This window comes from Marinobacterium lutimaris, assembly GCF_900108065.1.
GTDB lineage: Bacteria > Pseudomonadota > Gammaproteobacteria > Pseudomonadales > Balneatricaceae > Marinobacterium_D > Marinobacterium_D lutimaris.
Map to the genome: position 1 here is coordinate 703,043 of NZ_FNVQ01000002.1, position 22,591 is coordinate 725,633.

The following is a 22,591-nucleotide window of genomic DNA, read 5'->3' on the forward strand; positions in this document are numbered from 1 at the left end:
TCAGACCTCACGAACCTGGTTGATACGGTTGACCACAACCGACGCCAGATCGTTAGGGTTAAATTTAGCCAGGAAGCCATCAGCCCCCACTTTTTTCACCATCGAGACGTTAAAGCCGCCACTAAGTGAAGTGTGCAGCACCACATGCATGCGCTGCATACGGGTATCTTCACGGATCATCGCAGTCAGGGTGTAGCCGTCCATCTCCGGCATCTCGATATCAGAGATAACCATCAGGAAGGCGTCTTCGATGTCGATGCCCTTGTCAGCCATACCGCGTAGCAGATCCCAGGCCTGCTTGCCGTTGTTGGCAGACGTCACCTTAACCCCCAGACTTTCCAGCGAGCGCTGCATCTGGTTACGTGCCACTGCAGAGTCATCAACGATCAGCACATGGAACTGCTGTGCACGCTGACGCACCTGAGCGGTCGCCACCTCGTCGCTGACATCTGTGGGCATGGGATAAAGATCGGCAAGAATCTGCTCGACATCGAGGATCTCGATCAGCTTGCCTTCATGTTCGAATACGGCGGTCAGGTAGTTTTCGGAGCCGATCTCTGCCGGCGGCGGCATGATCTGATCCCACTGGGTATTGAATATCCGGTCCACCTTGCGCACCAGAAACGCCAGCGTACGACGGTTATACTCAGCAACAATAAGGAAACACTTGAGCTGATCCTCTTCCGGGATCGGACGACGACCAATCGCCTCGGAAAGATCCAGCACCGGGATAGTTTCGCCGCGGATGTGCGCCATACCCTTGATCGCGGTCGTCTGGCGAGGCACCTCTGTGAGCTCGGGGCACTGCAGCACCTCACGCACCTTGAAGACGTTGATACCGTATTTCTGAGAGGTTTCCAGACCGAATAAAAGCAGCTCCAGCCGGTTCTGCCCCACCATCTGGGTACGTAGGTTTACACTATCCAAGATACCTGACATGATCGATCCAAACCCCAAGGCCAGCGTAGTAATGCCCTATCGAAACGCCCTGCACAATCAGGACTCAGGCGTGAACTTCCGCAATATAATACTATTTGGTGTGCTCATCGCCACCTTTCTGGCTTTTCCATCACGACCCTCTGTCGCGGCCAGCGATATCAACTCTGACATAGAGAATCAGGTCAAGTCGACCATCGAGGAGACTTACCGCTCAAGAGTACCAGATAGTCGCACAAAGGTAACAGTAAACCCCACCAACCGCACTCTTTCTCTGACACCCTGCAATCACAGCCTAGCTATAGACCTGCCCTTTGCCAGTGGCGAACGCATAACTGCCAAAGTCAGCTGCTCTTCACCCCGCCCCTGGAGCCTGTTTGTGACGGCTCGCGTCGAACAGTTTATCGACGTTGTCACCGCTGCGCGGCCAATCCCCAGAAACAGCAAGATACAGGCTGCAGCACTGACACTGACCGAGCAGAACGTCACCCGCTTGCGCGGCGATTACTTTACCCGCCTGCAGGATGTGGCAGGACAAACTGCAAGAACACCAATCGATAACGGCGAGGTGATCACCCCAAGGTCACTTGAAGCAACGCTGGCGGTGCGCCGCGGCGATCAGGTAACTCTGGAAGCACTCAAGGGCAGTCTGGTGATTAGAACCAAGGGAATCGCTCAGGAAGATGGCCATCTGAATCAGCAGATCGATGTCAAAAATCTGCGCTCGGGACGTGAACTGCGCGGTACCGTTACCGGGCCCGGCACCGTCAGGATGGATTGAAGACTCTATTTCAGCTCAGCCAAAGCCGGCAGTTGGCCCACATACGCACCGAGGTTATACTGTGATTTCAAGAAGCTTCGGAGCTGATTTGGAGTCTCCGATGATTTTTGTCAGTTTTTTTTAAAAATTCACCTAAAGTTTCCGACCGGCTAACCGATACCCTTAGCTGTAACAGATAAGAGGTATGAAAGATGGCAATGGATATAACCGGCCTTTCCAACGCTCAGGGGAGCAACGGACGGGGTACCCGGATTAACAATGAGCAGCAGAACACTCCCGGCAACGCCGGTGGGTCTGTCCCCGCTCAGCCATCGGTCCACCAGGGATCACCGGATACGGTGAAGATCAGCGATGCCGCCCAGGCTATTCAGGGCGCAGCACAGAAGCTGGAATCTGAGCCGGATGTAAACAGTGATCGCGTGGCCGAGCTCAAGGCTGCGATCGACAGTGGTGAATATAAAGTAGATGCAGAGCGCGTCGCAGACCGCATGCTCGCATTCGACTCCCTGTTCAGCTAAGCCCAGGCAAGCGGCCGACCGATGTCCAACCCGCAGACTTCCGAGCAACTCCACCCTCTGATCACTCAGGGCGTGGAGCTTTTGCGTGAGCTCAACGAGCTACTCTCTGAAGAGCGCGTCGCTCTGGAGAAACGTGACCTGGATGGCATCCAGAAAGCCACTGAGCTCAAGGCCGATCTGCTGAACCGTGTCGGCGCAAACTTCAATGAGCGCCACGGCGCCATGGAAGCCCAGGGCATAGAACTCTCCGCCGAAGGCTGGGACAGTTTCCTGGCAGATCTGCCGGTAACAGAAGCCAAACCTCTGGCAGATGCTTGGATAGAGCTGGACCAACTGCTTGAACAGGTTCAGAAGGCCAGTCAGATCAACCAGCAACTGGTGCATCGCGGCCAGGAAAACACCGCTCGCCTGCTCAATCTGCTGCAGGGGAAAAACCAGAAAAGCGAACTCTACGGCCGTTCTGGCGCACGCAACAACTTCAGCACCCAAAGCCGCATAGGCAAAGCCTGAACCCTGCCACTGGCGACAGCAGCTCTTTGCCGTTACAATGCGCGCCGTCTCCCCATAGTTCAATGGATAGAACAAACCCCTCCTAAGGGTTAGATCGGGGTTCGAGTCCCTGTGGGGAGACCACTCTTTGCCTCTTTCCGGCTACTCTCTGCCGGAACCTCCATGCCATACCGATAACAGTCATCTGTCAGCGCAGTAACACCGCGAGCGATCCGCCAGGCAATTCCTCCACCGGATGCTGACGCAACTCCTTGAACGCATCGACACGCTGCTGCATCGCCGCATCCAGCGGAAGTTGCTGCGTCAGACGCAGATAGCGATCCACCATTTTCAGACGCTCATCGCGACGGTTCACATTATCCCTGGCGGATTCCAGGTAAAGCTGGGCGAGATTGAGCAAGGCAACGGGGTAACCCGGGTCGTATTCGATCGCCAGACCAAAGTAACGCGTTGCCTGGGAAAGCTTGCCCGCCATGTAATGCTTGATGCCGAGACGATTGACCTTGGCGGCCATCTCCTGGTCTCTGCGCACGTGGGAATGGGCAGCCGCTGATTGTGGCTCCAGCAGCGGCACCTTGTCGCCACTAAGGACAAGATCCTCGCGGGCCAGATCCATGGGATTATCCAGCGCCTGGTTATAACGCTGAGCCTCTTTCTGGAAGCGATTAACCTCATCTTCCTCACCGAGATCCCCCGCCATCTTGCCGCGCAATAGCGCTGACTTAACCTTCAGCGCAGGATCCTTAGGAAAGTTGTATTCGGCGTTGTTAAGCAGGGTATCGAACTCGTTCCGCAACTCGACGCTACGGCGCTCATCCGCGCCCTGCATCTCCAGGCGACGCACGTTAGCCAGTCGCAGAAAAGGTTCGGGTGAACGGAAGCAACTGCGCCGCCCCAAAACGATGGAGCGCTTGTAAGCACCCTCCGCCGTATCCAGCGCCTTGGACTGAGTGGCAACTCGTCCCAGCTCCATCTGCCGAGGAATACCCAGCGGGGCCTTCTGAGTCGCCTCCTTCAGCGTTTCCCGCGCGTCATGCAGCATACCGTTGCGCTCGTGAACCTTGGCCAGCAGATCGAAAGCAGCTATGAGCAGCGGATACGACTCAATCAAACCATTCAGCAGCTCTTCGGCGTCGTTAAGGCGCTCAAGGCGGCAAAGAGCTTCCGCCAGCAACAGGCCTGTGTCCTTATCGTCGTCTTTCCAGTACTGACGCTCCAGCTCCTCACAAGCCTGCTGGGTTCGCCCCAGATCGATAAGGCAACGACCACGCAGACGCATCGCCTGCTCATAGCAGGGATCAGAAGCGGGAATCTCTCGACACGCATCAACCGCCGCTTCCAGATCACCAATTTCAATGGCCTGCTCAACCTGGAAAAGGGTGCGTTTGCGCAGCACCAGTTGATCCAGGCGCTGCTTCAGCTCTTCGACGGAAAATGGCTTGGTGAGCAGAAAATCGGGACGACTGTCGATGGCATGAAGCACCAACTCCTGGGACGCATCCGATGTCATAAAGATCCAGCCTGCCGTGGGGCGGATATAGCCGCGGTAGCGCGCCTCTTCCAGGATCTGCGCACCGCTGACCAGATCACTGCTGTTGTGGCCCAGCAGAATAATGTCGAACGCCTCCTCCCGAATCATTTCCAACACGCGCTCGCTGACGGTGGTAGCCCTCAGATTCTGGACACCCAATTCACGCAGCATATAAAAGATGGTCGAGCGCATGTTGCCGCTGCTATCAACAAGCAGGACATTTTTGTCGGAGTAATCGATTTTCGGCGGAGCCACTAGCGTATTCGCTCACCCTGTTGAACCGGGCAAAGCCAGTTCCGAAGATAGAAGTCGGGAGTTCAAACCCCAGTATACAGAGAGTTAGGAGAGCGAAGAAGAATGCCGGGCGGCAGAAAAAGAAAAGGCACCGATGTTGGGTGAAAACATTCGGTGCCAAAGACAGTTCTATGCTGTGAGTGCAGATTACGCCAGCAACGCCCCAGGCGTTATGACCTGAGTCAAGAAAGGCTCAGAGGCCCAGAAAGCTCCCTAATACCTTCGCCCTAAAGGCAGCGAAGCGCATTTGTAATAAGATGTGAGCAGATGGGAAGTAGGAACTAATAATGACAACAGCATACATCAGCCATCAGGACTGCGGCCTTCACAATATGGGCCCGGAACATCCGGAGAGCCCCATACGCCTGCACGCTATTCAGCGTGTGCTGGAGCGCTCCGGCCTGATCGAGCAGCTACTGTCACTCCAGGCACCCCATGTAGAGCCCGAGCAGATCAAGCGGGTTCATGCCGAACTGCACCAGACTCGCCTGGAGATGAAGCTTCCCACCGAAGGCGTGGTCTACACCGATGAAGACACCGCCCTCTGCCCAGACTCCCTTCATGCCGCCAGCCTTTCTGCCGGTGGCGCCGTACTGGCCACTGACCAGGTGCTGTCCGGCCAGGTAAAAAACGCCTTTGTCGCCACCCGTCCGCCCGGCCACCACGCCGAATTCAAAGCTGCCATGGGCTTCTGCTTCTACAACAATGTTGCCATAGCAGCAGCGCACGCACTGGCGCACGAAGGTATTGAACGGGTCGCAATCCTCGACTTCGACGTACACCACGGCAACGGCACTGTGGATATTTTCAAGGACCGCCCGGAAGTGCTGGTCTGCTCCACTTTTCAGCACCCGTTCTATCCGGAACGCTACTGCGAGATAGACCGCCCGAACATCATCAACTGCCCGCTGGCCGCGTTCAGCCCGGCCAGCGAATGGCGCGAAGCGGTGGAAAAGCGCTGGCTTCCCGCCCTTGAGGAGCACAAGCCCGATATGATTTTCATATCCGCCGGCTTTGATGCGCACAAGGAAGACCCCATGGCGGATCTGAACCTGGAAGAGGAAGACTACCGCTGGGTCACCGAGCAACTGATGGCGGTAGCGCACAAGCACTGCAAGGATCGTATCGTTTCCGTACTGGAAGGGGGTTACAACCCTATCGCCCTCGCCTTCAGCGTACTGGCGCACCTGGAAGCGCTGTCGGCCTGAGGTACTAAGCAAAAAGCGTCGCGGCGGGCGTTAAATTCTGGCGGGTGATCGCGACGGGGTCGTCGCTCCTACGAAAAACCACCGAGTCAAAGTAGGAGGCGCGCCTTCGCGCCGATTGAACACGGCACCACAGCCATTTCAAACCACGGCAGGTGATCGCGGTGGAGGCGCCGCTCCTACGAAAAGCCAGCTAGCTCACGCTGATCGGGCACTAGAGAGAACGAAAAAGGGCTGCCGGATGGCAGCCCTTTTCTATTACTACGACGCTGAACAATCAGCCGACGAACTTGATCATCACACCGGCCGCAACCGCAGAGCCGATAACGCCGGCCACGTTGGGGCCCATGGCGTGCATCAACAGGAAGTTCTGCGGGTTCGCTTCGAGACCAAGCTTGTTGGATACACGCGCAGCCATAGGCACAGCAGACACGCCCGCAGAACCGATCAGCGGGTTGATCGCATCGCCGCCCTGAAGCTTGTTCATCAGCTTGGCCATCAGTACGCCACAGGCGGTACCGATACCGAAAGCGATAACACCCAGAACCAGGATACCGAGGGTTTCCAGATCCAGGAACTTGTCGGCGCTCAGCTTGGAGCCCACGGACAGACCCAGGAAGATGGTTACGATGTTGATCAGCGCGTTCTGGGCAGTATCGCTCAGACGATCTACAACACCACACTCACGCATCAGGTTACCGAAGCAGAACATACCCAACAGCGGCGCCGCATCCGGCAGCAGCAGCGCCACCAGGATCAACAGCAGGATCGGGAAGAGGATCTTCTCGGTTTTGGAGACGTGACGCAGCTGATGCATCTTGATCTTACGCTCGGACTCGGTGGTCAGCGCGCGCATGATCGGTGGCTGAATCAACGGCACCAGCGCCATGTAGGAGTAAGCAGCAACAGCAATAGCACCCAGCAACTGCGGAGCCAGCATACTGGCGACGTAGATCGCTGTAGGGCCGTCAGCACCACCGATGATGCCGATAGCAGCCGCATCCTGAATGGTGAAGTCCATCACGCCGGTCATGCTCAGGCCAACCGCACCCAGTACGGTGGCGAAGATGCCGAACTGGGCAGCAGCACCGAGGAACAGCGTCTTCGGGTTAGCCAGCAGCGGACCGAAGTCGGTCATGGCGCCCACACCCATGAAGATGATCAGCGGCGCGGCACCCGAGGCGATAGCCACACTGTAGAAGTTATACAGCATGCCGTTGGCATAACCGGAGTCCAGAGCCACATCAGTCGCCGCGGTATGCGCCGAATGGGTCGCGCCCTTGTAGGCGTCGAGAATCGCATGGGGATCGACGGAATCGACACCCAGTGCGCCAGCGAGACTTGCCAGCACTTCCGGCTTGGCGAAGTGGATCGCGTTTTCCACCGCCGAGAACGCCAGCCCCGCTTCCGGGATGTTGGCGAGGATGCCACCGAAGCCTATCGGCACCAGCAGCAGCGGCTCAAAGTTCTTGCGGATCGCAAGAAAGAGCAGCAGCAGGCCGATCGCCATCATCAGCGCCTGCCCGGGGCTGATGTTGTAGATCCCCGATGCCACCCATAGATCGAGTAGTTTATCCATTACTCACACCTTTACGTGGCTTCAGGCCAGAGTGACCAGAGAATCGCCTACCTGTACGGCATCGCCCTCTTTGACGTCGACGCTAACGATGGTGCCAGCGCGAGCTGCACGCACTTCGGTTTCCATCTTCATCGCTTCCAGGATCACCAGCACGTCGCCTTCCTGAACCGCCTGACCTGCGTTGACCATCACTTTCCAGATGTTGCCAGCCAGCGGCGCCGGCACTTCTTCACCCGGGCCTGCAGCCGGAGCAGCGGCCGGAGCGGGAGCGGCGGCCGGAGCAGCTGCAACGTTGGAGATATCGCCACCTTCAGCTACCTGAACCACGTAGTTCTGGCCATTTACGGTGATGGTGTAGACTTCCGGTCCGGATTTCTTCGGTGCTGTCATGGCTTTTGCGTCCTCAAGCGTCGGGGCTGGTTCAAAGGCGTCGGGGTTACCACGGTTTTCCAGGAATTTCAGGCCGATCTGCGGGAACAGTGCATAGGTCAGTACGTCATCGATCTGATGCTCGCCCTGCTCCAGCTTGATCCCTTTCTGGCCGGCAATCTCTTTCAGCTCAGCGCTGAGCTTGTCCATTTCGGCTTCAAGCAGATCCGCCGGACGGCAGGTGATCGGCTCGGCACCGGCCAGAACACGTTCCTGCAGTTCAGCGTTGTAAGGCGCAGGCGCTGCACCGTACTCGCCCTTGAGGATGCCCTGCACCTCTTTGGAGATGGTCTTGTAGCGCTCGCCCATCAGGACGTTGATCACAGACTGGGTACCGACGATCTGAGAGGTCGGCGTCACCAGCGGGATAAAGCCCAGGTCTTCGCGCACGCGCGGGATTTCCGCCAGCACTTCGTCAAACTTGTCGGCAGCGCCCTGCTCTCTCAGCTGGCTTTCCATGTTGGTCAGCATGCCACCCGGCACCTGAGCGACCAGGATACGGGAATCGGTACCGCGCAGAGAGCCTTCGTACTTGGCGTACTTCTTCCGCACTTCACGGAAGTAAGCGGCAATCTCTTCCAGCTGAACCAGATCCAGGCCGGTATCGCGGTCGGTACCCTGTAGCGCAGCTACAACGGACTCGGTGGCGGTGTGGCCGTAGGTCATGGACATGGAGGAGATCGCAGTGTCGACACGGTCGATACCGGCTTCCACCGCCTTGAGGATGGTCATATCGGAAAGGCCAGCGGTAGCATGGGCGTGCAGTTGCACTTCCAGACCAGTCTGGGCTTTCAGACGGGAAACGAGATCGAAAGCACCGTAAGGCGTCAGGATACCGGACATATCCTTGATGCAGATGGAGTCGGCGCCCAGCTCTTCCAGAGTTTTGGCGTACTCGACCCAGTTCTCGACGGTGTGCACCGGGCTGGTGGTATAGGAGATAGTACCCTGGGCGTGCTTGCCGGTCGCCTTGACCGCTTTGATGGCGGTTTCCAGGTTACGCGGATCGTTCATCGCATCGAAAATTCGGAACACATCGATACCGCTGACAGCGGCGCGCTCTACGAACTTTTCGACCACATCGTCGGCGTAATGGCGGTAGCCCAGCAGGTTCTGGCCGCGCAGCAGCATCTGCTGACGGGTGTTGGGCATGACAGCCTTGAGTTCACGGATACGGGTCCAGGGATCTTCGCCAAGGTAGCGAATGCAGGAATCGAAGGTCGCTCCGCCCCAGCTTTCAAGTGACCAGTAACCGACTTTGTCGAGTTTTTCTGCGATCGGCAGCATGTCGTCCAGTCGCAGGCGAGTGGCAAACAGGGACTGATGCGCATCTCGCAGTACGACGTCGGTAATGCCTAGTGCTTTCTTTGCGTCGGACATGGGATTGGCCTTATCTCAATCTCGTTTATGATTATTTGTACGCTACTTACGAGCGATACTTCTTGATGGCGGCCGTCATAACGGCGACCAGTTCGTCGTTATTGGCAGTTGCGCCAGCGCTGGCTGCCGCCGGGGCGGGCTTGCGTGCCGGTGCCGCTTTAGGCGCAGGTGCCGGTACGTACTTGTTCACCAGCTTCGACATGACGCCTGTGCTGAAAACCAGCAGCGTCAGGAAGACAAAGACGAATCCCATACCAAAGACCATCAGTTCCAGGCCTTCCGTTAACAGACTATCCATCTATGGGTGCTCCTGTTCGTTACATAACCCTTTCGTCCATTCCGGCTTGTGGCCGCGCCGGTCAACTTGCTTGTGCCAGGACCTGCATGGACGGATGAACCGGCAAGTTACTGATACTTGTGCACAAGTAAAGCAACGCAACCGAGCGGCTATTCTATCCCGAACTCTATGGGTAAAAGCAAGATTCAAGAGGATATGTAATTTTTTTACAGAAATTCGGCGACATTCAGTGCAAAAGTCGTTTTTGCACCTTGCCAAGGAAAGGCTATCAGCGGGGATAAAACAAATTAGGTAGCCGAGCTATCCCTGTCAATATAGAGATACGAACCCGACCACCGGGTTTGCGACGCGGAATTGACTCCGGTCAGACCGGACACCAATAGGTGCCCGGTTTCACTTTGTAGCATGGTTACGCAAGCGGCGGCCAGCGCCACAAAACAGCTTACTTGGCGCTTGCCGGACGGTAAACGCCGATATTCTCGAACCCTTTCTCTACCAGGCTCTGAGCGTGCATCTGGCTCATCACGCCCTTTTCGCAGTAAAGCAGGTATTCACGCTCACCATCCAGCGTCTTGATCTTGGTTTCCAGATCGTAGAACGGGATCTTCAGGATCGTGCAGCCAGGAAGGTTCAGCGGCTTGCGCTCCTCTTCGTGCGGCGCACGGATATCGATGATTGACTGGTTGGCGTCAACGCGGGTCAGCGCCTGGATCTCGGAGTTGATGTTCTGGTTTTCCACAATCTCATCGATGGAGATCACTTCAGCCGACTCCAGGGCGCGCTCCAGCACCTCGAAATCAAACCCGGACTCCTCACGCTCGACACGCTCCTTACGGGCGGCCGTGGTGGGCTTGTCAGAGATGACACCGCAGAACTCCGGCATGGCGCTGGCAAACTCGAAGCAGCCGATCTGGCGGCTGTACTCGATGATATCCGGCTTATCCATGGTCACCAGCGGGCGGATCACCAGATGCTCGGCGACGTTGTCGATCAGATTCAGGTTAGGCAGCGTCTGGCTGGAAACCTGGGCGATGCTCTCACCGGTCACCAGAGCCGGCAGATTCATGCGATCAGCCACCTTGTCTGCGGCACGCATCATCATCCGCTTGAGCACGACACCCATGTGCGAACGATCAACGCTCTGCAGGATTTCACCGACCACCTCTTCAAACGGCACGGTAATAAACTTAACGCGCGCAGAGGAGCCATAGCGCTTCCACAGGTACAGAGAAACCTGTTTCACACCGATCTCGTGGGCATGACCACCAAGGTTAAAAAACAGGAAGTGGGTTTTACAGCCGCGACGCATGGTCATCCAGGAGGCAACGATCGAGTCGAAACCACCGGAGATCAAAGACAGCACCGGCTCCTGGGTACCCAGCGGATAACCGCCCAGACCAGGATGAATATCGGTGACGATAAACAGGCGGTCGTCACGCACCTCAAGGTCTACCCAGACCTCAGGCTTGTGCACATCAACGCCAGCCGCTTCAGTGTGCTGACGCAGGCCACCACCGACGTAACGTTCCATCTCCACCGAGGTGAACTCATGCTTGCCGGAACGGCGTACACGCACCTTGAAGGTCTTTCCCTTGAGCCTCTCGGCATAGGCGTCACGGGTACGCTCGTAGGCCTGATGAAAGTCTTCCAGCGGATGCTGTTCAACTTCCAGGAAGGTCTGAATGCCAGGGATACGCTTCAGCGCATCGACCAGGTCATCGCGCAGGGTTGCCGGCATGCTGGACAGGCCGCCTTCGTAAACCACCTCGATCTTGTCCCAGAAGGCACTGACTTTCACTTCAGGATGGATACGACCAAGAATGATCTGGATGTTGTTCTGGAGACGTGCGACCAAGCGCTTGCGGACAGGCCGGCTCTTGATAGTGATCTCAGGGAAGAGCTTGATGATGAATTTCATGAGGCGATACGTGGGGGAGTTAGAAGTGGCGCGCCCGAGAGGATTCGAACCTCTGACCGCCTGGTTCGTAGCCAGGTACTCTATCCAGCTGAGCTACGGGCGCATGCCGAAAACGGATTTAACGATCAAAGGATGGCGCGCCCGAGAGGATTCGAACCTCTGACCGCCTGGTTCGTAGCCAGGTACTCTATCCAGCTGAGCTACGGGCGCACACTTGAAAGCTTTACCGCATGTTGTCCATTTAATGGCGCGCCCGGCACGATTCGAACGTGCGACCGCCTGGTTCGTAGCCAGGTACTCTATCCAGCTGAGCTACGGGCGCTAAATGGCGGTGAGAGAGGGATTCGAACCCTCGATACCCAAGAGGTATACACCCTTAGCAGGGGTGCGCCTTCAGCCACTCGGCCATCTCACCTTGACAACGGCGCGTATACTACAAGACTGATTTTCAAAAGGAAAGCACTAATTTGAAAAAAAATCTGGTGGGTAAAATATCACCGCTAGACAACTGCAGAAGGAGACGCTTCGCGCCCCCCTTCTGATCACTCCTGAGAGTCGTCGTTGTCGCCTTTTTCGCGCTGAATGCGCTGGTAAATCTCTTCACGGTGCACGGATACATCTTTAGGTGCGTTAACACCAATCCGGACCTGGTTGCCCTTTACTCCCAGAACAGTGACGGTGACTTCATCACCGACCATCAGGGTTTCACCTACACGGCGGGTAAGAATCAGCATTGGCGGATCTCCTTATTACGTCCTGTGGGGCGCTGACCTTTTGATACATCCTAGCTACATTGACTCTACAATTAAGCATATACAACAGAGTCTGCAACCTTAACTAAGTTCAGGATGTTCTGATATTCAATATAGCTCAAAAGGCCAGCAACTCGTATTTATTCGCAGACAGTGTCTGCGCTATCCAGGTTGAACGCCGCATGGAGGGCTCGAACCGCCAACTCCATGTATTTCTCAGCAATCACCACAGAGACCTTGATCTCAGATGTGGAGATCATCTGAATGTTGATGTTCTCCTGCGCCAGGGCGTCGAACATCTTGCTCGCGACACCCGCGTGGGAGCGCATGCCTACACCAACGATAGAGACCTTGGCGATCTTGCTGTTGCCGCCATGGCTGCGGGCACCCAGCTCTACCACGATCTTCTCGAGAATCGCCTGCGCGCGCTCGAAGTCGTTACGGTGAACGGTAAAGGTAAAGTCGGTGGTCTGATCGGCCCCAACGTTCTGCACGATCATGTCGACTTCGATGTTCTCGCGACTGATCGGCCCCAGAATGCGGGATGCCACACCCGGAATATCGGGCACACCCACCACCGTCAGCTTGGCTTCGTCACGGTTGAACGCGATGCCGGAAATAACGGGTTTTTCCACTGTTTCTTCATCCTCTATTGTGATCAACGTGCCCGGACCGTCCTGGAAGCTGGACAGCACGCGAAGCGGCACCTTGTACTTGCCGGCGAACTCCACCGAGCGAATCTGCAACACTTTTGAGCCCAGGCTCGCCATCTCAAGCATCTCCTCGAAGGTGATCTTGTCGAGACGACGGGCGCCGGCCACCACACGCGGATCGGTGGTATATACGCCATCCACATCAGTATAGATCTGACATTCGTCGGCTTTCAGCGCCGCCGCCAGAGCTACACCGGTAGTATCTGAACCACCACGACCCAGGGTAGTGATATTGCCCTGCTCATCAACGCCCTGGAAGCCAGCAACGATTACCACGCGACCCGCTTCCAGATCGGAACGCATACGCTGGGTTTCGATATCCTGGATACGCGCCTTGCCGTGCGAGGTGTCGGTCAGAATCCTGACCTGGCCGCCGGTATAGGAGCGGGCATCGACGCCACGCTTCTTCAGCGCCATCGCCAGCAGTGCGATGGTGACCTGCTCACCGGTGGAAACCAGCACATCCATCTCGCGACGGTCGGGCGTGTCCTGAATCTGGTTGGCCAGGCCGATCAGACGGTTGGTTTCGCCGCTCATGGCAGAGACAACCACGACCACATCATCACCGCGCTCGCGGAACCCTTGAACCTTCTCCGCGACAGCTTCGATACGCTCTACCGAGCCCACCGAGGTGCCGCCATATTTCTGAACGTATAACGCCATTTTCTGTATCTATTCCCAAACGGCGCCCCTGCCAGGGCGCCTATCGCCTATCTTAGAGTGCCTGGGATACCAGCTCCGGCACCGACTCCAGCGCCGCCGGCATAGCCGATGCGTCGGTTCCGCCACCCTGCGCCATATCCGGGCGGCCACCGCCCTTACCACCCAGTTTAGCTGCCAGGTCACGTACCAGATCACCGGCCTTGACGCGGTCGGTCAGATCCTTGGTGACGCCAGCGGCAACACTGACCTTTTCGCCCTGGGCGGTCATCAGCACAACCACACCGCTGCCCAGCTTGTTCTTCAGCTGATCGATGCTGTCACGCAGAGACTTGGCCTCAACGCCTTCCAGCTTGGCCGCGAGCACCTTGATGCCCTGGACCTCGATCACCTGGTTGAGCAGATCACCACTGGCAGCAGAAGCCAGCTTGGCGGTCAGGCGCTCAATCTCTTTTTCCAGCTGACGGTTGCGGTCATTCAGGTTACGCACCTTTTCCACCACCGAGTCGCGAGTACCCTTAACCAGTGAGGAAAGATCGCCCACCACCGCTTCGGTGGTACGGAACCAGTTCAGCGCCGCCTTACCGGTGACCGCTTCGATACGGCGTACGCCAGAGGCGATACCGCTTTCGGAAACGATCTTCATCATCGCGATATCGCCAGTACGGCTGGCGTGGGTACCGCCGCAGAGCTCGACGGAGAAGCCGTCTTCGCCCATGCTCAGCACACGCACCACTTCGTCGTACTTCTCGCCGAACAGCGCCGCAGCGCCCTTGGCCTTGGCTTCGTCGATCGGCATCACCTCGGTGGTCACCTCAGTGTTGGCGCGAATCTGAGCGTTGACGATATCTTCAACCTGCTGCAGCTCTTCGTCGGTCACGGCCTCAAAGTGAGAGAAGTCGAAACGCAGACGATCTTCGTTAACCAGAGAGCCTTTCTGCTGTACGTGGCTGCCGAGCACAATGCGCAGCGCTTCATGCAGCAGGTGGGTTGCAGAGTGGTTCAGAGCCGCCGCACGACGTTTTTCCACATCGATCTCGGTGGCTACGCTGTTGCCGACTTCCAGCACGCCTTCGGCCACTTCACCATGGTGCAGATGGACCTTGCCCTCTTTGGTGCAGTCGCCGACGTTGAACAGGCCGCGATCCCAGCGCAGCACACCGCTGTCGCCTACCTGGCCGCCAGACTCGGCGTAGAAAGAGGTGTTTTCCAGCACCACGGTGCCGCGCTCGCCGGCGCTCAGCTGGTTAACCGGTTCGCCATCGCGGAACAGGCCGACCACCTTGGTCTGGTCTTCGTAGGCTTCGTAGCCGGTGAAACGGGTTTCGCCGTCCACCTCGATACGGGCGTTGTAATCCACGGAGAACTGACCGGAAGCACGCGCTCTTTCACGCTGTTTCTGCATCTCGGACTCAAAGCCATCCATATCCAGGGTGACTTCGTGCTCACGGGCCACATCGGCGGTCAGATCGACCGGGAAACCGTAGGTGTCATACAGACGGAATACGGTTTCACCGGGCAGTACCTTGCCATCCAGATCGGCAATCGCCTGCTCCAGCAGTGACAGACCGTTATCCAGGGTACGAGCGAACTGCTCTTCCTCTTTAAGGATGACGCGCTCAACCTGCGCCTGCAGCTCTTTCAGTTCCGGATAGGCTTCACCCATCTCGGCCACCAGCGGAGCAACCAGCTTATGGAAGAACGTACCCTTGGCACCGAGCTTGTTGCCGTGACGCACGGCGCGACGCAGGATGCGGCGCAGCACGTAACCGCGGCCTTCGTTGGACGGCAGCACGCCATCGACAATCAGGAAGGCGCAGGAACGGATATGGTCCGCAATCACGCGCAGTGACTTGGCAGTAATATCCTGCTGACCCAGCACTTCGGCGGTAGCCTTGAGCAGGTTCTGGAACAGGTCGATCTCGTAGTTGCTGTGGACCTTCTGCATGACTGCAGCGATACGCTCCAGCCCCATGCCGGTATCGATGGACGGCGCGGCCAGCGGCGTCATCTCGCCATCGGCGGAGCGGTTGAACTGCATGAAGACCAGGTTCCAGATCTCGATGTAACGGTCACCGTCTTCGTCCGGGCTTCCTGGAGGGCCGCCCGCCACTTCCGGGCCGTGATCGAAGAAGATCTCTGAACACGGGCCGCAGGGACCGGTATCACCCATGGACCAGAAGTTGTCTTCATCCAGCTTGGAGAAACGCTCGGGATCGGCGCCGATCTCCTCTTTCCAGATCTTTTCCGCTTCATCATCGGTGTAATGCACGGTGACCCAAAGTTTCTCTTTCGGCAGACCCAGTACTTCGGTCAGAAAGGTCCAGGCAAACTTGATCGCATCGCGCTTGAAATAGTCGCCGAAGCTGAAGTTGCCCAGCATTTCGAAGAAAGTGTGGTGACGGGCGGTGTAGCCGACGTTTTCCAGGTCGTTGTGCTTGCCACCGGCGCGGACACAACGCTGAGAGGTGGTTGCGCGGCTATAGGAGCGCTTGTCAGTACCCAGGAATACGTCCTTGAACTGAACCATCCCGGCGTTGGTAAACAGCAGGGTCGCGTCGTTGCCAGGCACCAGCGGGCTGGAGGGAACGATCTCATGGCCATGTTCGTTGAAGTAGTTCAGGAACGCCTGGCGAATTTCGGCACTCGTCATGTATTTCATCTGAATAAACCGTTTTCCTAGTTTCCTATTGCTGCGTAAAACAGCGGGAATGTCTCTGGCGCAGCCGCCGAACTCAAACACCAGAGCACAATCTGGTCATTCGATTAGCTTTTTCGCGCCCTGGCGCGTGCAAACACCGCAAAAAATGGCGGAACAGTATATAACGTGTCTGTTTTTTGTTCGAATACTTTTAGCGGCCCAAACGCGGCAGATTCAAGGCATTCAGCGCCAAACCCGCTCAGTCTTCGTCCACTTCCAGCGCGTATCGGATCTCGTCGAAGCCGAACCCCCGCCCCTGAAGATGACGCACCCGTTTCGCCTTCTCTTTCATATCGGTTATCGGCCGCCCTGCATACTTGCGCCCGGCTAGCTCTCTGGCCTGGTCAAACCAGTCCACGGCCTCCTCCTCCAGCACCTGTTCAATCAGTGTCGAGTCAATGCCTTTGTTCTGCAGATCGAAGCGGACCCGGCGCTCGCCGTACCCCTGCCCCACACGCTGGCGCAGAATCATACCGGCACAGCGCAGGTCACTCTGGTAGCCGTCCGCAACCATCCGGTCGAGCACTTTATCCAGCAGCGCCTCATCAGCCACCCGGCTACGAAAGCGTTGCTCCAGTTCGTGGCGGCTGTATTCTCGCCGCGCCAGCAGCTGGATAACCGCCTCGACCAGTGCCGATTCGGTTTCGATCAGCTTGTCGCTGCTGTTTTTTCGCTGTCCAAACATCGCTAACCCCAGAAAACAGAAAAGGCCCCGAGGGGCCTTTTCATTTTATATCGACGCGCAGCACTTGGAATTCAGTGACAGTTAGAATTCAAGCTCTGCGTTTTTATCAGCGTCTTCCGTGCTCTCTTCCTTGCTCTTGGGCTTGGAAACGTTGAGCAGCTCAGCGCGGATAGCGGCTTCGATCTCATCCGCCACTTCCGGATGCTCCTCAAGGTAACGTGCGGCGTTAGCCTTACCCTGGCCGATCTTGTTGCCCTGGTACGCGTACCAGGCGCCGGACTTGTCGATCAGCTTCTGCTGCACGCCCAGGTCGATCACTTCGCCCATGTGGTAGATACCGGCACCGTACATGATCTGGAACTCGGCCTGACGGAACGGCGGGGATACCTTGTTCTTCACGACCTTAACGCGGGTCTCGTTACCGATTACTTCGTCACCCTGTTTCACAGCACCGGTACGACGGATATCCAGACGTACAGAAGCGTAGAACTTGAGCGCGTTACCACCGGTAGTGGTTTCCGGAGAACCGAACATAACGCCGATCTTCATACGGATCTGGTTGATGAACACCAGCATGCAGTTGGCCTGCTTGACGTTACCGGTCAGCTTACGCAGCGCCTGGGACATCAGACGTGCCTGCAGACCCACGTGGGAATCACCCATCTCGCCTTCGATTTCCGCCTTCGGCACCAGTGCCGCCACGGAGTCGACGATGATGACATCGACCGCGCCAGAGCGGGTCAGCATGTCGGTGATTTCCAGTGCCTGCTCACCGGTATCCGGCTGGGAGACCAGCAGCTCGTCCACGTTAACACCCAACTTTTCGGCGTACTGCGGATCCAGCGCGTGCTCGGCATCGACGAATGCACAGGTCTTACCCTGTTTCTGCGCCTGGGCGATGACCTGGAGAGTCAGCGTGGTTTTACCGGAGGATTCCGGGCCGTAGATCTCTACGATACGACCGTAAGGCAGACCGCCGATACCCAGCGCGATATCCAGGCCGAGCGAGCCGGTCGAAACAGCCGGAATCGCCTCACGGGGCTGGTCACCCATACGCATGACCGCGCCCTTGCCGAACTGACGTTCTATTTGCGATAGCGCCGCATCAAGCGCCTTCTTTCTGTTATCGTCCATCACTCAACCTTTATCAAAGCCAGAGCTTTTATCGAGAGCCGTAAAAGCCGGTTCAAAATACTGTATACCTGACCAGTATTATTCCAGAAAAAGGTTAATTTGCAACCTTAGTCGGGGAGATAGGCCAACAGCCCCTCAAGCGCCTGTATTACGGCCTGTCGGCGCACGGTCTCGCGGTCACCATGAAAAAAACTCAAGCAGGTAACCGTGGGTTTTCCCCGTACCGCCCAGGCCAGCCAGACAGTGCCTACCGGCTTCTCTTTCGAGCCGCCATCGGGACCGGCAATTCCGCTGATCGCCACCGAGATATCGGCGCTGGAATTAGCCAGGGCGCCTTCGGCCATCTGCGTGACCACGGGCTCGCTTACCGCGCCATACTGCTCCAGCGTTTCCGCTTTCACCCCCAGCATCCGCTGCTTGGCATCGTAGGAATAGCTGACAAAGCCTCCCTCAAACCAGGCCGAGCTGCCCGGAATCGCTGTCAGCGCTTCAGCCACCCAACCGCCAGTGCAGGATTCGGCAGTCACCGCCGACGCCCCGGCCTTCAAAAGTGCTTCTCCAACACTGCGCGCCAGTGCTTCCATACGTCCCCCATCTTGTTCTGATTATCCGCCGCACTTCTCTGTGTTGTTATTTATGCGGCTGTATTTATAAGACTTTAGTCGAACCAGTATATAAGCCGTGTATCGTATGACCAGCCCCGATTGGGCTCAGCCGCCAGATTACATTTTTGTCATTGTGACCACGACCACAGTATTTGCTGGCAAAATAATATCCAGCGGAGGACTGGCTTAGATGAAGATACTGATCGTCGAAGATGAGGAAAAAACCGGCAGCTATTTAAAGCAGGGGCTCAGCGAGTCCGGCTACGTGATCGATCTCGCCACCCGCGGCCTCGATGGGCTGCACCTGGCGACCACCGAAGAGTACGACCTGATCGTGCTCGATATCATGCTGCCAGAGATAAACGGCTGGCACATTCTGGAAGCGCTGCGTAAACGGGGTGACGAAACCGCCGTGATTATTCTCAGTGCCCGGGACCAGGTTGAGGACCGTGTCAAAGGCCTGGAGCTAGGCGCCGACGATTACCTGGTAAAACCTTTCGCGTTTTCCGAACTGCTGGCCCGTATCCGCAACGTACTGCGCCGCAGCCAGCAAAACGCCGAGCCCACGACGCTGACCATCGCCGACCTGGAGGTGGACATGATCGCACGCCGGGTCACCCGCGCCGGGCAGCGCATCAACCTGACCGCCAAGGAATATACCCTGCTGGAGTTCCTGCTGCGCCGACGCGGCAAGGTGCTGTCACGCTCTCTGATCGCCTCCCAGGTCTGGGACATGAACTTCGACAGCGATACCAACATCATCGAGGTAGCGATCCGCCGCCTGCGCAGCAAGATCGATGACCCCTTTCCCACCAAACTGATCCACACCCAGCGCGGTATGGGTTACGTGATGGATGAACCAGACGCACCATGACCTCGCTCACCGGCCGACTGACGCTGCTTTTTATCCTCGTATTCACCGTTATGTTCACCGTGCTGGGCCTGATCATTCAGCACAACGTCGAGCAGGAGTTCGAAAAACAGGACTTCAAGCAGCTGGATGACAAACTGCATACCGCAGCCGGACTGGTGACAAACCTGCAGGCCAGCGGTAAATGGACTCTTGTGGACAAGATCATGGACACTGCACTCGGTGCCCACGACAACATCATGATCCGCATCGAAACCACCGCCGGGGACACAATTTTCAGTGACCGTCCCTTTAGCTCGCCGTTCGATAACAACAGTCTGCTCGATAAACCCGGCCATACCGAGCACCTGAGCTGGCGCTCGGACGATCAAGAGTACCGGGGTGCCGCGCTGGCGATGTATGAACCTAAGTCGGTGATTATTTCGGTGGCGATGGACACCAGCCGTCAATCATCCTTCCTCGATCACTTTTCCACCCGCCTGCTCGAGGTGATGCTCTGGGCAACCCTGTGCAGCGGCTTTCTCGCCTGGTGGGTCTCCCGCCAGGGATTGGCTCCACTGCGCAGCATGGGCAGCAGCGCCAAGCAGATTACCGCCTCACACCTGGATGTTCGGGTGCCGCTGGAGCGGATGCCGTTTGAGCTGCATAACCTGACGCTGGAGCTCAACCGCATGTTCGATCGGCTGCAGGACTCCTTTAACCGGCTCAACAACTTCTCCTCCGATCTCGCCCATGAACTGCGCAGCCCGATCAGCAACCTGACCACCCAGATGCAGGTATCCCTGTCGCAGCAACGCAGCGCCGAAGAGTATCGGGATGTGCTTGCATCCAACCTGGAAGAGCTCGACAAGCTCTCCCGCATGATCGCGGACATGCTGTTTCTGGCAAAAGCGGAAAACGGCATGGAGCTGCCATCCAGCGAGGAGATCAGGCTGGAGCAGGAGGTCGAAAAGCTGTTTGAGTTTTATGAGGCCCTGGCGGAAGACCGGGAAATCACCCTGGCAACCAGCGGCAGCGGCACGATCAGCGGTGACCGCATCATGGTCGACCGGGCGATCAGTAACCTGCTCTCAAACGCCATGCGCCACACCTACAAGGATGGCAGGATCGATGTGGATATTTCCACACACCAGGACAACGTCAGGATCAGTATCAGCAACGACGGCGACCTGATTCCTCAAGCCGATATCCCCTACCTGTTTGATCGCTTCTACCGCGGTGATCGCTCCCGCAGTCACAGCGGCAACGAGAGCACCGGGCTTGGTCTGTCGATCACCCAGGCGATCATCAAGGCGCATAACGGCAGTATCGAAGTGACCTCTGACGATGAGGGCACCTGCTTCATCCTGATCTTTCCCTCTATCCAATAAGCGCCTCGCGGCTGGCTCTCAAACCCTGAGCTGGTCGTTCAAAACCGTCCAAGGCATCACGCATAAAAAAGACCTCTTCCCCATAAGGGAAAGAGGCCTTTGGTGCCTGTCGCTGAGAGCCGGATGGCTCAATCAACGTTGCGCAGCAGCTCGATATGACGAACGCGCGCGATCTCGTTACCCACCATGGTGATCTCTTTACCGGTGGTAGTGGTCAGGGTTGAACCTTCTTCCACTGATTTAACCAGACCAAATTCGTTTTCCACACCCATTTTGCCGTCGTCGAATACATAAAGGGTTCCACCATCCTGCAGGGCGTAATGTTCAACCGGCTGAAGACCGGCAAACGCAGCAGAGCTCATCAGGGCAAAACCAGCGGCAATCAATGTCTGTTTAATCATCGTCTTAATCTCCTTGAGTAACTGTTCGAGAGCCATGGTACGACCGCGCCACTTACTCAAAGCTGACATGAAGATTACATGACCGTAATGTTAATCGAACGCCGCTATAACAAGGGTTAAGGAGTTAAGAATAAAGAGGTGGATCGAGAAGAAGAGGATCAGACGCGAAAAACAGAAGCCTCCGCACGGAGGCTCCCGTTTAGCTCAGGCGTTAATTAAAGGCCCGATTTTTCATACACTTCATGAGTCCAGGCACCTTCCGGTTTCTTGGTGATAACCGGGGCGGAGTCGCCGCTCAGCAGGATATCCACAGTACGGTCGAAGGCAGCCGGATCCAGGTAGCCGATCTCTTTCGGGTTACCTTCCAGCAGCTTGGCCACTTCCTTCGCCATGCGGATCTGGTGATCTTCGGTCTGGGCGCCGGTATCGTCATACTCCAGTACGATCTCGGCGGCTTCTTCCGGATGCTCGGCGGCGTATTTCCAGCCTTTCACCGAGGCTTTCAGGAAGCGCGCCAGCTTGTCGACCATTTCCGGGTCAGCCAACTTCTCTTCGGTGGTGTAGAGGCCGTCTTCCAGCATCGCCACGCCCTGATCTTCATAGCTGAATACGGTCAGCTCTTCCGGCGTCAGACCGCCATCAAGTACCTGACCATACTCGTTGTAGTTCATGGTAGAGACGCAGTCCGCCTGGCCCTGGAAGATCGGGTCCACGTTGAAGCCCTGCTTCAGCACGGTGACTCCGCCTTCGCTGCCATCGGTGGCGATGCCCAGCTTGGACATCCACGCCAGGAACGGATACTCGTTACCGAAGAACCAGACACCCAGGGTTTTATCCACCACGTCCATCGGCTGTTCGATACCGGAGTCTTTCAGGCAGGTCAGCATCATACCGGACTTGTTGAAGATCTGGCCGATGTTTACCAGCGGCAGCCCTTTTTCGCGGGATGCCAGCGCCGCCGGCATCCACTCCACGATCACGTCGGCACCGCCACCGGCGATAACCTGCGGCGGCGCGATATCCGGGCCGCCCGGTTTCACGGTCATATCCAGGCCTTCCTCTTCATAGAAGCCCTTTTCCAGCGCCACGTAGTAACCACCGAACTGCGCCTGGGTCACCCACTTCAGCTGCAGCGTCAGCGGGTCCGCCGCCTGCGCAGAGACAGTGGAGAGCGCCGAAAAAGCCAGCGTACATCCTGCAATCAGAGAACTGATGTTTTTCTTCATCCTGTGTAGCTCCTGCTTTGACAAACCGTGTTTTGGCTGTTTGATTTAAAACCCGTTTTTCTAACCCTGTTTACTAAGCACTGCTTTACGAAGA

At 57.0% G+C, this 22,591-nt stretch carries 20 protein-coding genes and 5 tRNA genes; 7 read left to right on the forward strand and 18 right to left on the reverse strand.

Features of this window, described 5'->3' with window-relative positions:
* On the reverse strand, positions 1-939 hold the full coding sequence (locus C4S72_RS13625; protein WP_104003695.1) for a chemotaxis protein CheV: 939 nt from the start codon (positions 937-939) through the stop codon (positions 1-3).
* On the opposite strand from C4S72_RS13625, the gene flgA reads away from it, so the two are divergent.
* From flgA to C4S72_RS13645, 4 genes are all read left to right on the forward strand, one after another.
* Entirely contained in the window at positions 938-1,717 is a 780-nt protein-coding gene (flgA, locus tag C4S72_RS13630; protein ID WP_104003696.1) for a flagellar basal body P-ring formation chaperone FlgA, read from the forward strand. The genes C4S72_RS13625 and flgA overlap by 2 nt on opposite strands.
* A 191-nt stretch (positions 1,718-1,908) precedes the next feature.
* Complete coding sequence (flgM, locus tag C4S72_RS13635) at positions 1,909-2,235, forward strand: flagellar biosynthesis anti-sigma factor FlgM (RefSeq protein WP_104003697.1); 327 nt, start codon at positions 1,909-1,911, stop codon at positions 2,233-2,235.
* Positions 2,236-2,256: 21 nt separating this feature from the next.
* The gene (locus tag C4S72_RS13640; protein ID WP_104003698.1) at positions 2,257-2,745 is read left to right on the forward strand and encodes a flagella synthesis protein FlgN; all 489 of its coding nucleotides are present in this window, start codon (positions 2,257-2,259) and stop codon (positions 2,743-2,745) included.
* A gap of 48 nt (positions 2,746-2,793) precedes the next feature.
* Positions 2,794-2,868, forward strand: a tRNA-Arg gene (locus C4S72_RS13645).
* Positions 2,869-2,932: 64 nt separating this feature from the next.
* Here the strand turns inward: C4S72_RS13645 and C4S72_RS13650 are convergent.
* Entirely contained in the window at positions 2,933-4,531 is a 1,599-nt protein-coding gene (locus tag C4S72_RS13650) for a response regulator (RefSeq protein WP_104003699.1), read from the reverse strand.
* Positions 4,532-4,857: 326 nt separating this feature from the next.
* Between C4S72_RS13650 and C4S72_RS13655 the strand changes: the two genes are divergently transcribed.
* The gene (locus C4S72_RS13655) at positions 4,858-5,778 is read left to right on the forward strand and encodes a histone deacetylase family protein (protein WP_104003700.1); all 921 of its coding nucleotides are present in this window, start codon (positions 4,858-4,860) and stop codon (positions 5,776-5,778) included.
* A 274-nt stretch (positions 5,779-6,052) separates the two neighbouring features.
* Here the strand turns inward: C4S72_RS13655 and C4S72_RS13660 are convergent, their stop codons facing one another.
* The 14 genes from C4S72_RS13660 to pncC form a co-directional block, all read right to left on the reverse strand.
* Positions 6,053-7,354, reverse strand: a complete 1,302-nt coding sequence (locus C4S72_RS13660; protein ID WP_104003701.1) for a sodium ion-translocating decarboxylase subunit beta — start codon at positions 7,352-7,354, stop codon at positions 6,053-6,055.
* Between the two features lie 21 nt (positions 7,355-7,375).
* On the reverse strand, positions 7,376-9,163 hold the full coding sequence (oadA, locus tag C4S72_RS13665) for a sodium-extruding oxaloacetate decarboxylase subunit alpha (protein ID WP_104003702.1): 1,788 nt from the start codon (positions 9,161-9,163) through the stop codon (positions 7,376-7,378).
* A 46-nt stretch (positions 9,164-9,209) separates the two neighbouring features.
* Positions 9,210-9,461 (reverse strand): OadG family protein, encoded by a 252-nt coding sequence (locus tag C4S72_RS13670; protein WP_104003703.1) that lies wholly within the window; start codon positions 9,459-9,461, stop codon positions 9,210-9,212.
* 442 nt (positions 9,462-9,903) lie between these two features.
* Entirely contained in the window at positions 9,904-11,379 is a 1,476-nt protein-coding gene (thiI, locus tag C4S72_RS13675; protein WP_104003704.1) for a tRNA uracil 4-sulfurtransferase ThiI, read from the reverse strand.
* A gap of 26 nt (positions 11,380-11,405) precedes the next feature.
* Positions 11,406-11,482: transfer RNA gene (locus C4S72_RS13680), tRNA-Arg, on the reverse strand.
* 30 nt (positions 11,483-11,512) lie between these two features.
* Positions 11,513-11,589: transfer RNA gene (locus C4S72_RS13685), tRNA-Arg, on the reverse strand.
* Positions 11,590-11,624: 35 nt separating this feature from the next.
* Positions 11,625-11,701, reverse strand: a tRNA-Arg gene (locus tag C4S72_RS13690).
* A gap of 4 nt (positions 11,702-11,705) precedes the next feature.
* Positions 11,706-11,794, reverse strand: a tRNA-Ser gene (locus C4S72_RS13695).
* A 127-nt stretch (positions 11,795-11,921) separates the two neighbouring features.
* Entirely contained in the window at positions 11,922-12,113 is a 192-nt protein-coding gene (gene csrA / locus C4S72_RS13700) for a carbon storage regulator CsrA (RefSeq protein WP_104003705.1), read from the reverse strand.
* A 158-nt stretch (positions 12,114-12,271) separates the two neighbouring features.
* On the reverse strand, positions 12,272-13,507 hold the full coding sequence (locus C4S72_RS13705) for an aspartate kinase (RefSeq protein WP_104003706.1): 1,236 nt from the start codon (positions 13,505-13,507) through the stop codon (positions 12,272-12,274).
* Positions 13,508-13,559: 52 nt separating this feature from the next.
* On the reverse strand, positions 13,560-16,157 hold the full coding sequence (gene alaS, locus C4S72_RS13710; RefSeq protein ID WP_104003868.1) for an alanine--tRNA ligase: 2,598 nt from the start codon (positions 16,155-16,157) through the stop codon (positions 13,560-13,562).
* Positions 16,158-16,404: 247 nt separating this feature from the next.
* Positions 16,405-16,890 (reverse strand): regulatory protein RecX, encoded by a 486-nt coding sequence (locus C4S72_RS13715; RefSeq protein ID WP_104003707.1) that lies wholly within the window; start codon positions 16,888-16,890, stop codon positions 16,405-16,407.
* 81 nt (positions 16,891-16,971) lie between these two features.
* Entirely contained in the window at positions 16,972-18,024 is a 1,053-nt protein-coding gene (gene recA, locus C4S72_RS13720) for a recombinase RecA (protein WP_104003708.1), read from the reverse strand.
* 107 nt (positions 18,025-18,131) lie between these two features.
* Positions 18,132-18,608, reverse strand: a complete 477-nt coding sequence (gene pncC / locus C4S72_RS13725; protein WP_104003709.1) for a nicotinamide-nucleotide amidase — start codon at positions 18,606-18,608, stop codon at positions 18,132-18,134.
* Positions 18,609-18,819: 211 nt separating this feature from the next.
* Between pncC and C4S72_RS13730 the strand changes: the two genes are divergently transcribed.
* Positions 18,820-19,503 (forward strand): heavy metal response regulator transcription factor, encoded by a 684-nt coding sequence (locus C4S72_RS13730; RefSeq protein WP_104003710.1) that lies wholly within the window; start codon positions 18,820-18,822, stop codon positions 19,501-19,503.
* Positions 19,500-20,870 (forward strand): heavy metal sensor histidine kinase, encoded by a 1,371-nt coding sequence (locus tag C4S72_RS13735; protein WP_104003711.1) that lies wholly within the window; start codon positions 19,500-19,502, stop codon positions 20,868-20,870. Before C4S72_RS13730 ends, C4S72_RS13735 begins: the two co-directional genes overlap by 4 nt.
* Positions 20,871-20,998: 128 nt before the next feature.
* Here the strand turns inward: C4S72_RS13735 and C4S72_RS13740 are convergent, their stop codons facing one another.
* Together C4S72_RS13740 and C4S72_RS13745 are read right to left on the reverse strand one after the other, a co-directional pair.
* Positions 20,999-21,271, reverse strand: coding sequence for a CopK family periplasmic copper-binding protein (locus C4S72_RS13740; RefSeq protein ID WP_104003712.1), 273 nt, complete (start codon positions 21,269-21,271; stop codon positions 20,999-21,001).
* A 215-nt stretch (positions 21,272-21,486) separates the two neighbouring features.
* Entirely contained in the window at positions 21,487-22,497 is a 1,011-nt protein-coding gene (locus C4S72_RS13745) for an ABC transporter substrate-binding protein (protein WP_200826764.1), read from the reverse strand.
* Positions 22,498-22,591: the final 94 nt, after the last annotated feature.

Coding starts and splice junctions, on each gene's coding strand:
- csrA (WP_104003705.1), bottom strand. CDS start 12,113: ATGCTGATTCTTACCCGCCGTGTAGGTGAAACCCTGATGGTCGGTGAT.
- C4S72_RS13740 (WP_104003712.1), bottom strand. CDS start 21,271: ATGATTAAACAGACATTGATTGCCGCTGGTTTTGCCCTGATGAGCTCT.
- flgM (WP_104003697.1), top strand. CDS start 1,909: ATGGCAATGGATATAACCGGCCTTTCCAACGCTCAGGGGAGCAACGGA.
- C4S72_RS13670 (WP_104003703.1), bottom strand. CDS start 9,461: ATGGATAGTCTGTTAACGGAAGGCCTGGAACTGATGGTCTTTGGTATG.
- recA (WP_104003708.1), bottom strand. CDS start 18,024: ATGGACGATAACAGAAAGAAGGCGCTTGATGCGGCGCTATCGCAAATA.
- C4S72_RS13745 (WP_200826764.1), bottom strand. CDS start 22,497: ATGAAGAAAAACATCAGTTCTCTGATTGCAGGATGTACGCTGGCTTTT.
- thiI (WP_104003704.1), bottom strand. CDS start 11,379: ATGAAATTCATCATCAAGCTCTTCCCTGAGATCACTATCAAGAGCCGG.
- C4S72_RS13730 (WP_104003710.1), top strand. CDS start 18,820: ATGAAGATACTGATCGTCGAAGATGAGGAAAAAACCGGCAGCTATTTA.
- C4S72_RS13715 (WP_104003707.1), bottom strand. CDS start 16,890: ATGTTTGGACAGCGAAAAAACAGCAGCGACAAGCTGATCGAAACCGAA.
- C4S72_RS13655 (WP_104003700.1), top strand. CDS start 4,858: ATGACAACAGCATACATCAGCCATCAGGACTGCGGCCTTCACAATATG.
- pncC (WP_104003709.1), bottom strand. CDS start 18,608: ATGGAAGCACTGGCGCGCAGTGTTGGAGAAGCACTTTTGAAGGCCGGG.
- flgA (WP_104003696.1), top strand. CDS start 938: ATGATCGATCCAAACCCCAAGGCCAGCGTAGTAATGCCCTATCGAAAC.
- alaS (WP_104003868.1), bottom strand. CDS start 16,157: ATGACGAGTGCCGAAATTCGCCAGGCGTTCCTGAACTACTTCAACGAA.
- C4S72_RS13735 (WP_104003711.1), top strand. CDS start 19,500: ATGACCTCGCTCACCGGCCGACTGACGCTGCTTTTTATCCTCGTATTC.
- C4S72_RS13660 (WP_104003701.1), bottom strand. CDS start 7,354: ATGGATAAACTACTCGATCTATGGGTGGCATCGGGGATCTACAACATC.
- C4S72_RS13705 (WP_104003706.1), bottom strand. CDS start 13,507: ATGGCGTTATACGTTCAGAAATATGGCGGCACCTCGGTGGGCTCGGTA.
- C4S72_RS13625 (WP_104003695.1), bottom strand. CDS start 939: ATGTCAGGTATCTTGGATAGTGTAAACCTACGTACCCAGATGGTGGGG.
- C4S72_RS13640 (WP_104003698.1), top strand. CDS start 2,257: ATGTCCAACCCGCAGACTTCCGAGCAACTCCACCCTCTGATCACTCAG.
- oadA (WP_104003702.1), bottom strand. CDS start 9,163: ATGTCCGACGCAAAGAAAGCACTAGGCATTACCGACGTCGTACTGCGA.